Source organism: Tessaracoccus yangjingae (genome assembly GCF_054483935.1).
Map to the genome: position 1 here is coordinate 2118877 of NZ_CM137014.1, position 11105 is coordinate 2129981.

An 11105-nucleotide genomic window follows, 5' to 3' on the forward strand; every position below is an offset into this window, starting at 1 on the left:
CTTGGGTACGGATCTCAGGGTAGTTGCCGCAGCAAGTGGAATATCTATCGGAGAAGTGGAATACTCACGCCCATGACCTACACAGTGGCAGTCGCGGGATGCACCGGATACGCGGGCGGCGAGCTCCTCCGCCTGCTGCTCCAGCATCCGGCGGTGGAGATCGGGGCGCTCACCGGCAACTCCAGCGTGGGAGACCGCCTGGTGAACCATCAGCCGCACCTGTATCCGCTCGCCGACCGGCTGGTCGCGGCCACCACCGCCCAGGAACTGGCCGGTCACGACGTGGTGTTCCTGGCCCTGCCCCACGGCACGTCCGCCGCGATCGCGGCGGAGTTGGACGACGACGTCATCGTCGTCGACGCCGGCGCGGACTTCCGGCTGACCGACGCCGACGCCTGGGAGCGCTTCTACGGCACGCCGCATGCGGGCACCTGGCCCTACGGCCTCCCGGAGCTGCCCGGGCAGCGGGCGCGCCTCGCAGGAGCGACGAGGATCGCCGTCCCGGGGTGCTACCCCACGGCGTCGACTCTGGCGCTGCTCCCGGCGGTCGCCTCCGGCCTCATCGACCCGGCTCAGATCGTCATCGTCGCGGCCAGCGGAACCTCGGGAGCAGGGAAGTCGCTCAAGCCCAACCTGCTCGGGTCCGAGGTGATGGGCAACATGAGCCCCTACGGGGTCGGGGGCGTGCATCGGCACACCCCGGAGATCGTCCAGAACCTCTCCGCCGTGGCCGGCACCCGGGTCAACGTGTCCTTCACTCCACTCCTGGCACCCATGCCCCGAGGCATCCTGGCCACCTGCTCCGCGCCGATCGTCCCCGGCGTCACCACTGCGTCGGCGTACGCGGCGTACACGGAGTTCTTCGCCGACGAGCCGTTCGTCGAGGTGCTGTCACCGGGGGTGTGGCCGCAGACGGCCGCCGTCTCGGGCTCGAACCGGGCGACGGTCCAGGTCGTCGTCGACGAGGCCGCGGGCCGGTTGATCGCCATCTCGGCCATCGACAACCTCACCAAGGGCACCGCGGGCGGAGCCATCCAGTCGATGAACCTGGCGCTGGGGCTCCCCGAGACCCAGGGCCTGTCCTCCGTCGGCGTCGCGCCCTGAAAGGCAATGAACATGTCCCATACTGAATCCGCGTCGGACGCGGGCGTGGGAGTCACCCTCCCGCAGGGTTTCTCCGCCTCCGGCGTCACCGCGGGGCTCAAGGCGAGCGGCAGGCCGGACGTGGCCGTCGTGCACAACCTCGGCCCCGGGATGTCGGCGGCGGCGGTGTTCACCTCCAACCGCGTCCATGCCGCGCCGGTGAAATGGTCCCGGCAGGCTGTGGCGGACGGACAGGTGCAGGCCGTGGTCCTGAACTCCGGCGGTGCCAACGCGTGCACGGGCGCCGAGGGGTTCACCGACTCGGCCACCACCGCCGCCAGGGTGGCCGACCGGCTGGGCGTGATCACCGACAACGTGGCCGTCTGCTCCACCGGCCTCATCGGGCTGCGACTCCCCATGGACCTGCTCCTCAACGGCGTCGACGACGCATGCGCGGCCCTGTCACCCGACGGCGGAGCCGCAGCCGCCACCGCCATCATGACCACCGACTCGGTCCCGAAGCAGGCGGGCATCGTGGTAGGCGGCTGGGCCATCGGCGGGATGGCCAAGGGGGCAGGCATGCTCGCGCCCGGCCTGGCGACGATGCTGGTGGTCCTCACCACGGATGCCGTGGTCCCCGCAGAGGCCCTGCAGGGCGCGCTGCGCGAGGCGACCCGGCTGAGCTTCGACCGCGCGGACTCTGACGGGTGCATGTCCACCAACGACACGGTGCTCCTCATGGCGAGCGGCGCCTCGGGGGAGTCGCCGGACCCGGCGGCCTTCCAGGCCGCCCTGACCGAGGTGTGCCAGGACCTGGCCCGGCAGCTGATCGCCGATGCGGAGGGCGCCTCCCACGAGATCGCCATCGAGGTGGTGGGGGCGGCCTCCGAGAGGGACGCGGAGGTCGTCGGTCGCGAGATCGCCAGATCCAACCTCTTCAAGTGCGCCATCTTCGGCGGGGATCCCAACTGGGGGCGGGTCCTGTCCGCCATCGGCGTGACGGACGCCGCCTTCGACCCTGACGAGCTCGACGTGTCCTTCAACGGCGTCATGGTGTGCCGGGGCGGCCAGATCGGCGACGATCGCGGTCTGGTGGACCTCGGCCCCCGCCAGGTGAGGGTCCTCGTGGATCTCCACGCCGGCGTCGAGACGGCCACCATCCTGACCAACGACCTCACCTACGACTACGTGAAGGAGAACGCGGAGTACTCGACGTGAGTCTGGGCCGACCATCCGCCCACGTCCCGCCCGCGCCGCACTCCCAGGGGAAACCATGATGACCAAGACCCGCATCCAGCAACAGCCCGAGCTCATCGCCAAGGCCGGCACCCTGATCGAGGCGCTGCCCTGGCTGGCGGAGTACGCCGGCCGCACCGTCGTCATCAAGTACGGCGGCAACGCCATGACCGACGAGTCGCTCAAGCGCGCGTTCGCCGAGGACATCGTCTTCCTGCGCCGCGTGGGGGTGAAGCCGGTCGTCGTGCACGGTGGAGGCCCTCAGATCTCGTCGATGCTCAAGCGGCTGGACATCGCCTCGGAGTTCCGGGGCGGCCTGCGCGTCACCACCCCGGAGGCCATGGACGTGGTCCGGATGGTGCTCGTCGGCCAGGTCGGCCGCGAGCTCGTCAACCTCATCAACCAGCACGGGGCGTTCGCCGTCGGCATGTCCGGGGAGGACGGGGGGCTGTTCACCGCCAAGCGTCGCGGCCTGGTGGTCGACGACGAGGAGATCGACCTCGGCCTGGTGGGCGACGTCGAGTCCGTGGACCCGGCCTCCATCCTCGACCTCATCGACGCGGGCAGGATCCCCGTGGTCGCCACCGTGGCGCCGGACGTGGAGGGCCAGGTGCACAACGTCAACGGCGACACCGCCGCGGCCGCCCTGGCCGTCGCCCTCGGGGCGAAGCGGCTGGTGATGCTCACCAACGTCGCCGGCGTCTACGCCAACTATCCCGACGAGGAGTCGGTGATCACCCAGATCTCGACGGCAGAGGTCAGCGCCATGCTCCCCAGCCTCGACGCGGGGATGATCCCCAAGATGGAGGCCTGCGTCCGGGCCGTGGAGGGCGGCGTGACCTCCGCCACGGTGATCGACGGCAGGATCCCACACTGCCTGCTGCTGGAGATCTTCACCGACGAGGGCGTGGGCACGATGGTCACCAACGAGGAGGTCCAGCCATGACCCAGAGCGAGCTCACCGCCCGCTACGGCGCCGTCATGATGAACGCGTTCGGCCCGCCCAAGCGGGTGTTCGAGCGCGGCGAGGGGGTGCACCTGTACGACGCCGACGGCCGGCGCTACACCGACCTTCTTTCCGGGCTGGCGGTCAACGCGCTGGGGCACAACCATCCGGCGGTCACGGCGGCGATCACCTCGCAGCTCGGCCGCCTCGGCCATGTGTCCAACTTCTTCGCCAGCGAGCAGCAGATCCGCCTCGCCGAGCGGCTGGCGGGGTTCACGGGGAACCCCCAGACCAGGGTGTTCTTCACCAACTCCGGCACCGAGGCCAACGAGGCGGCCTTCAAGCTCTCGCGGCTCACCGGCCGCACGAGGCTGGTGGCGATGGAGGGCTCGTTCCACGGCCGGACCATGGGCGCCCTGGCCCTCACCCACAACGCCAAGTACCGGGAGCCGTTCGAGCCTCTCCCTGGCGAGGTGACCTTCGTACCGTTCGGTGACGTGGAGGCCCTGAGCGCGGCGGTGGACGAGCGGACGGCCGCCATCGTGCTGGAGACGGTCCAAGGCGAGAACGGCGTGGTCCCCGCGCCGGACGGATTCCTGGCCGCGGCGCGTGACATCGCCACCGCCAACGGTGCCCTCCTGTGGATCGACGAGGTGCAGACGGGCCTCGGACGCTGCGGCGAGTACCTGGCGCATCGGGCCGACGGGGTGGTGGCGGATCTGATCACGCTGGCCAAGGGCCTCGGCAACGGGTTCCCGATCGGAGCCTGCCTGGCCACGGGGGAGGCGGCGTCGCTTCTGCAGCCGGGCCTCCACGGCACCACCTTCGGCGGCAACCCGGTCGCGGCGGCCGCGGGCAACGCGGTGCTCGACGCGCTGGAGTCCGGCGTCCTCGACAACGCCCGCTCCGTTGGTGCCTGGCTGGCCGCGGCCGTGCGCGACCTCGGCCATCCGCTGATCGACGGGGTGCGCGGCCGCGGACTATTGCTGGGCGTCCTGCTGACCAGGCCGGTCGCGGGCGAGGTCGCAGACGCGGCGCTCGACGCGGGCTTCGTCATCAACGCGCCCCGGCCGGGCGTGCTCCGGCTGGCGCCGCCGCTGATCTCGGCGCCGGAGGACCTGCAGGGCTTCCTCGACGCGCTCCCAGGGCTGCTGGACCCGCATGTCTGACGTGACGAGGGCCGGCCGGCTGGCCACCCTGCGTCAACTCGTCAACGAGGCCAGATACGCCTCGCAGGCGGACCTGATCGAGGCGCTGGCAGCCGAGGGCATCAGCGTGAGCCAGCCCACCCTGTCGAAGGACCTCCTGGTCCTCGGCGCCGTCCGGCAGCGGGCCGCGGACGGCTCGCTCGTCTACGCCGCGGGGTCCGACGAGGACCGGGGCGTCACCATGGACAAGCTGGCCCGCCTCTGCGCGGAGATGCTTCAGTCCCTGCGCGCCGCCGGCAACCAGATCGTGCTGAAGGTGCCGCCCGGCGCCGCCCAGTACTTCGCGGCAAGCCTCGACGCCGCCGCGCTCGCGGGGGTGATGGGTACGATCGCCGGGGATGACACCATCCTGGTGATCGCCACCGACGAGGGGGCGGCCGAGGACGTGGTGGTGCGGATATCCGAGATGACGAAGAGTGGCCGACCGGGAAGAGGACGCGACGATGAGCACTGAGCAGGGGAGACTCTGGGGAGGCCGGTTCGCCGGCGGTCCGAGCGAGGCCATGTTCGCGCTGAGCCGGTCCACCCAGTTCGACTGGCGGCTGGCGCTGCACGACATCGCTGGCTCGCGCGCCCACGCGAAGGCGCTGCACGCCGCGGGCCTGCTCGACGCGGACCAGGCGTCGGCGATGGACGCCGGGCTGGCGGAGCTGGCCGGGCGCGTGGAGTCGGGCGCGTTCGTCGCGGCGGACACCGACGAGGACGTCCATGGGGCCCTTGAGCGGGGCCTCAAGGAGATCGTCGGCGCGGACCTGGGCGGACGCCTGCGCGCCGGCCGGTCCCGCAACGACCAGATCGCCACCCTGATCCGCAGCTACCTGCGTGAGGAGGTCCGGCTGATCGCGCAGGACATCGACGGCGTCGTCGAGGCCCTGAGCGGCCAGGCGGAGCGCCACCTGGGGGCGGTGATGCCGGGGCGGACGCACCTGCAGTCGGCGCAACCCATCCTGCTCAGCCACCACCTGCTCGCGCACGCGTGGCCGCTCGTCCGCGACATCGAGCGTCTGCGCGACCTCGACCGTCGACTCGCGGTCAGCCCCTACGGCTCGGCGGCGCTGGCGGGGACGTCGCTCGGGTTGGATCCTGCACTGGTGGCCCGCGAGCTGGGGTTCACCTCCTCGGTGGCCAACTCGATCGACGGCACCGCCTCGCGGGATCTCATCGCCGAGGCCGCGTTCGTCCTGGCGCAGGTGGGTGTGGACCTGTCGCGGCTGTCGGAGGACGTGATCCTCTGGTGCACCGCGGAGTTCGGCTTCGCCACGCTCGACGACGCCTGGTCGACGGGGAGCTCGATCATGCCGCAGAAGAAGAACCCGGACGTCGCGGAGCTCGCCCGTGGGAAGGCCGGGCGTCTCATCGGCAATCTGTCGGGGCTGCTCGCCACGCTGAAGGGGCTTCCCCTGGCCTACAACCGTGACCTGCAGGAGGACAAGGAGCCCATCTTCGACGGCATCGACCAACTCCACGTGCTGCTGCCCGCCGTCGCCGGGATGGTCGCCACGCTGACGTTCCACCCGACGCGCATGGCTGAGGTGGCGCCCCACGGCTTCTCGCTGGCCACCGACGTCGCCGACCACCTGGTCCGTTCGCGGGTCCCCTTCGCCGTGGCGCACGAGGTCGCGGGGGAGACGGTGCGGTACTGCGAGTCGCGTGGAATCACGCTGCAGGACCTGACGCTCGAGGATCTCCCGGCGATCTCTCCGGTGCTGGACGGGTCGGTCCTTGAGGTGCTGACCGTGGAGGGTTCCGTCGCCTCGCGCGACGGCCGGGGCGGCACCGCGCCGTCGCGGGTCCGCGAGCAGCTCCTGGAGCTCGACGCGGCGCGGGGTGGCTTGGCGGACTTCCTGGCGGGCTGACCGCGGGCGCCATGAGGCTATGCTGACCGGCGTGAACGCACTCCTCGACGACCTCCGCTGGCGTGGGCTACTCGCCCATTCGACAGACCCGGATGCGCTGGCCGCGCATCTCGACGAGGGGTCCGTGAAGTTCTATGTGGGGTTCGACCCCACAGCGCAGAGCGTGCACACCGGCAACCTGGTTCAGCTCCTCCTCGCCCGGCGCCTGCAGGACGCCGGGCACCGGCCCTTCATGCTGGTGGGCGGAGCGACGGGCCTCATCGGGGATCCCAAGGAGTCCGGGGAGCGGATCATGAACTCCACGGACGTGGTGGCCGGCTGGGTCGAGCGGATCCGCGAGCAGGTCGGGAGGTTCGTGACCTTCGACGGCCCCGCGGCCGCCACCATGGTCAACAACTTCGACTGGACCAGCCGGATGTCGGTGCTCGACTTCCTCCGCGACGTGGGGAAGCACTTCCCCGTGAACCGGATGCTCGCCCGGGACGTCGTCGCCCGGCGTCTCGAGTCCGGGATCTCCTACACCGAGTTCTCGTACGTGCTCCTGCAGTCCATGGACTACCGCGAGCTCTACCGGCGTCACGGCGTCACGCTGCAGACGGGCGGATCGGACCAGTGGGGCAACCTGACCGCCGGTGTGGAGCTGATCCGGCGCAGCGATCAGGGCCGCGTGCACGCCATGGCGACGCCGCTCCTGACCAAGGCGGACGGCACGAAGTTCGGCAAGACCGAGTCCGGCACCGTCTGGCTGGACGCGACGCTCACCTCGCCGTACGCGTTCCACCAGTTCTTCCTCAACGCCGAGGATTCCAAGGTCGTCGACTACCTGAAGGTGTTCTCCTTCAGGTCACGTGAGGAGATCGAGGCGCTCGAGCAGGCCACGATCGACGCGCCCTTCAAACGTGAGGCGCAGCGGGCGCTCGCCGACGACGTGACCGACCTCGTGCACGGCCCCGCCGAGCGGGAGGCCGCGGTGGCGGCCGCGTCGGCGCTGTTCGGCCGCGGTGAGCTGGAGCGGCTCGCGCCGTCCACGCTGGAGGGGGTGCTCCGGGAGGTCGGCGGGAAGCCGGTGGAGGAGGACCTGACCATCGTGGAGGCGATGGCCATGGCTGGGATCGTCGAGTCCAAGGGGGCGGCCAGGCGGGCCATCGCCGAGGGCGGCGCCTACCTCAACAACGTCAAGATCGACGATCCGGACCTGGTCCTCACCGGGGACCGCCTCGTCCACGGCCGATTCGCGGTCCTGCGTCGCGGGCGCAAGACCGTCGGCGGCGTCTACCGTCCCTGAGTCAGCTGCGCTCGGTCAGCCCTTCGACGCCCAGGCTGTAGACCGTCTTCCGGGTGCGGGCAGCCGACGCCTGCATCTCCTCGGCGAGCGGGTTGCCGGCCGCCAGCTCGTCGGGGATGAGGTAGACCCTCGCCGGTCGGGAGCCCGAGTGCTTCGTGATCATGGTGGGGGCGTACTCGGCCGCTGAAGCGACGAAGGAGCCGTCCGCCTGCTCGGTGAAGGTGACCTGGGCGAGGTACCCGTCGTAGGTGCGCGGCTTCGCCGGACCGCTTGCGGCGATCAGGTTGCCGGCGCCGTAGACGACCCACTTCCCGTTGACCTTGTCGATCGGCTGCACCACGTGGGCGTGCTGGCCGAACAGGAAGTCGACGTCCGGCGACGCGGTGACCGCCTCGGCGTAGGCGCGCTGCTGCTCGTTGATGGTGCTGGAGTACTCGTCGCCGGCGTGGATGTGAACGGCGACGATGTCCGCCCCCGCTTCGCGGGCCCGCCGCGCCTGCGCGATCGCCAGATCGGCGTCGAGCAGCTCGACTGACCAGTCCTTCCCCTTCGCCTTCGGAATGCCGTTCAGGCCGTAGGTCTGGCTGATGACGGCGACATCGACGCCTGACTCCGTGGTGTAGATGACGGGGGTGGCGGCGAGTTCCTCGGTGGCGTAGGACCCGGCGGTCAGGATGCCGGCCGCGCGGTGCACGTCGATGGTGCGCACCAGCCCTTCCCACCCGGCGTCCATGGTGTGGTTGGAGGCGGTGGTGCACAGGTCCCATCCCACCTCCTTGATGGCAGGGGCGATCTCCTGCGGCGCTGCGAAGAGGGGATAGTTGCGGAAGGGGCCGTCCTTCTCGGCGAACGGGACCTCCGAATGGCAGATCCCCAGGTCCGCGGCGGAGACGTAACCCTGCAGCGAGGCGAGCTGCGGGAAGAAGTCGAAGCGGGGCTCGCCTGTGCTCTTGGCGTCCACCTCGGCGCTGTTCCACAGCGAGTTGTGCCACAGCAGGTCACCGCTGACATTGATGGTCACCTCCCGCATGGGGGCGGGCGACGACGAGGTGGGCGAGGGGGAGGGCGACGGCGCCTCGGGCGACGGAGCTGAGGCCGACGCGGAGGGCGACGCCGCCGGCGTCCCGCTGCCGGGCATCGGTCCGGCGGGGCCAAGGCCGGTGGGCGCGCACGCACCGGTGAGAACCAGCGCCGCCAGCGCCGGCAGGAGTAAGGCACGCTTCTGCATGGGCCAAGGCTACGACGTGACCGACGGTGCGCCCACCACGACCGCTCGGGTTTGCGCGGGCGCGGGGACGCGTGTACTGTTCGTCGAGCCTTGTTGGTGCACCGGACGTTCAGGACGGACCAGAGGCACCATCCTTCTCATCGCGAACGGGACGAGTGTGCGCTCGCATGGAGCCCGCTCAACGTCCCGGGTCGGGCCGGGAAGGCTGGGAACAACTCAACAGCGATCGGTCGCGGATCTGTCGGTTTGACAGGCGCAGACGGTGTAGGTAAAGTTGGTCGGGCCGCTTCGGCGGTGCTCAACCGGAAGACTCCTTGTCACAGAGGTTTCTACCATCTCACACAACGTTCTGGTGCTTGTCGGTTCGATTTGACGGACTGGTCGTGTGTGGGTAAGGTTGGTCGAGTTGCCCCAGGGTGGATGTCACGGTTTCGTGGTTGATGTCTGGGAGTGCCCGAATCTTGAGAACTCAACAGTGTGCTTTAAGTCAATGCCAATTTTTTTTGCACTGCAGGGCCTTTGTGGTCTTGTTTTGCGTTTCCCGTCGCGTGGCCTCTTTTTGGGGTTGCGTGTTGGGTTTCTTTGAGTGAAATTTTGATTGATCCAGTGATGGATTTTGGTCAGTGTTTGATTCGAAGTTGTTTGTGACGGTTTGCGGGCTGCCTCTTTGTGGGGTGGTTTGTTTCCGATATTTTTCAACGGAGAGTTTGATCCTGGCTCAGGACGAACGCTGGCGGCGTGCTTAACACATGCAAGTCGAACGGTAAGGCCTCTTCGGGGGTACACGAGTGGCGAACGGGTGAGTAACACGTGAGTAACCTGCCCTTGACTTTGGGATAACATCTGGAAACAGGTGCTAATACCGGATATGAGCCTTTTCCGCACGGGATTGGTTGGAAAGCTCCGGCGGTCATGGATGGACTCGCGGCCTATCAGCTTGTTGGTGAGGTAGTGGCTCACCAAGGCTTCGACGGGTAGCCGGCCTGAGAGGGCGACCGGCCACATTGGGACTGAGATACGGCCCAAACTCCTACGGGAGGCAGCAGTGGGGAATATTGCACAATGGGCGGAAGCCTGATGCAGCAACGCCGCGTGCGGGATGACGGCCTTCGGGTTGTAAACCGCTTTCAGCAGGGACGAAGCTAACGTGACGGTACCTGCAGAAGAAGCACCGGCTAACTACGTGCCAGCAGCCGCGGTGATACGTAGGGTGCGAGCGTTGTCCGGATTTATTGGGCGTAAAGAGCTTGTAGGCGGTTTGTCGCGTCGGGAGTGAAAACTCAGGGCTTAACCCTGAGCCTGCTTCTGATACGGGCAGACTTGAGGAAGGTAGGGGAGAATGGAATTCCTGGTGAAGCGGTGGAATGCGTAGATATCAGGAGGAACACCAGTGGCGAAGGCGGTTCTCTGGACCTTTCCTGACGCTGAGAAGCGAAAGCGTGGGGAGCAAACAGGCTTAGATACCCTGGTAGTCCACGCCGTAAACGGTGGGTACTAGGTGTGGGGGACATTCCACGTTCTCCGTGCCGCAGCTAACGCATTAAGTACCCCGCCTGGGGAGTACGGCCGCAAGGCTAAAACTCAAAGGAATTGACGGGGCCCCGCACAAGCGGCGGAGCATGCGGATTAATTCGATGCAACGCGAAGAACCTTACCTGGGTTTGACATATGCCGGAAACATCCAGAGATGGATGCCCCTTTTTGGTCGGTTTACAGGTGGTGCATGGCTGTCGTCAGCTCGTGTCGTGAGATGTTGGGTTAAGTCCCGCAACGAGCGCAACCCTCGTCCTATGTTGCCAGCGGGTAATGCCGGGGACTCATAGGAGACCGCCGGGGTCAACTCGGAGGAAGGTGGGGATGACGTCAAGTCATCATGCCCCTTATGTCCAGGGCTTCACGCATGCTACAATGGCCGGTACAAAGAGCTGCGAACCTGTAAGGGTGAGCGAATCTCAAAAAGCCGGTCTCAGTTCGGATTGGGGTCTGCAACTCGACCCCATGAAGTCGGAGTCGCTAGTAATCGCAGATCAGCAACGCTGCGGTGAATACGTTCCCGGGGCTTGTACACACCGCCCGTCAAGTCATGAAAGTCGGTAACACCCGAAGCCGGTGGCCTAACCCTTGTGGAGGGAGCCGTCGAAGGTGGGACCGGTAATTAGGACTAAGTCGTAACAAGGTAGCCGTACCGGAAGGTGCGGCTGGATCACCTCCTTTCTAAGGAGCCTGTAGCGTCATCACTGTGTGGTGGGGCTCATGGTCGTGT

8 protein-coding genes and 1 rRNA gene are annotated in these 11105 nt (G+C 67.9%); 8 read left to right on the plus strand and 1 reads right to left on the minus strand.

The window, feature by feature from the left end; translation table 11 throughout:
• Window positions 1–72 precede the first annotated feature (72 nt).
• Genes argC through tyrS form a run of 7 tightly spaced genes read left to right on the plus strand, consistent with a single transcriptional unit; the run spans window position 73 to window position 7614 of the window.
• Entirely contained in the window at window positions 73–1104 is a 1032-nt protein-coding gene (gene argC, locus ACX1D3_RS09395) for an N-acetyl-gamma-glutamyl-phosphate reductase (protein ID WP_458993636.1), read from the plus strand.
• A gap of 45 nt (window positions 1105–1149) precedes the next feature.
• Window positions 1150–2301, plus strand: a complete 1152-nt coding sequence (argJ, locus tag ACX1D3_RS09400; RefSeq protein WP_458996516.1) for a bifunctional glutamate N-acetyltransferase/amino-acid acetyltransferase ArgJ — start codon at window positions 1150–1152, stop codon at window positions 2299–2301.
• Between the two features lie 58 nt (window positions 2302–2359).
• Window positions 2360–3265 carry an acetylglutamate kinase gene (argB, locus tag ACX1D3_RS09405; protein WP_458996517.1) on the plus strand — a complete coding sequence of 302 codons (906 nt, stop codon included), beginning with the start codon at window positions 2360–2362 and terminating at the stop codon, window positions 3263–3265.
• Window positions 3262–4434 (plus strand): acetylornithine transaminase, encoded by a 1173-nt coding sequence (locus tag ACX1D3_RS09410; RefSeq protein ID WP_458993637.1) that lies wholly within the window; start codon window positions 3262–3264, stop codon window positions 4432–4434. Before argB ends, ACX1D3_RS09410 begins: the two co-directional genes overlap by 4 nt.
• The gene (locus tag ACX1D3_RS09415) at window positions 4427–4927 is read left to right on the plus strand and encodes an arginine repressor (RefSeq protein WP_458993638.1); all 501 of its coding nucleotides are present in this window, start codon (window positions 4427–4429) and stop codon (window positions 4925–4927) included. Before ACX1D3_RS09410 ends, ACX1D3_RS09415 begins: the two co-directional genes overlap by 8 nt.
• On the plus strand, window positions 4917–6329 hold the full coding sequence (argH, locus tag ACX1D3_RS09420; RefSeq protein ID WP_458993639.1) for an argininosuccinate lyase: 1413 nt from the start codon (window positions 4917–4919) through the stop codon (window positions 6327–6329). The genes ACX1D3_RS09415 and argH overlap by 11 nt, the downstream gene beginning before the upstream one ends.
• Window positions 6330–6360: 31 nt before the next feature.
• A complete protein-coding gene (tyrS, locus tag ACX1D3_RS09425; protein ID WP_458993640.1) occupies window positions 6361–7614 on the plus strand; it encodes a tyrosine--tRNA ligase in 1254 nt (417 codons plus the stop codon).
• Between the two features lies 1 nt (window position 7615).
• Here tyrS and ACX1D3_RS09430 read toward each other — a convergent pair whose 3' ends face one another.
• Window positions 7616–8842 (minus strand): CapA family protein, encoded by a 1227-nt coding sequence (locus ACX1D3_RS09430; protein ID WP_458993641.1) that lies wholly within the window; start codon window positions 8840–8842, stop codon window positions 7616–7618.
• A gap of 695 nt (window positions 8843–9537) precedes the next feature.
• Here ACX1D3_RS09430 and ACX1D3_RS09435 point away from each other — a divergent pair.
• A 16S ribosomal RNA gene (locus ACX1D3_RS09435) occupies window positions 9538–11056 on the plus strand.
• Window positions 11057–11105: the final 49 nt, after the last annotated feature.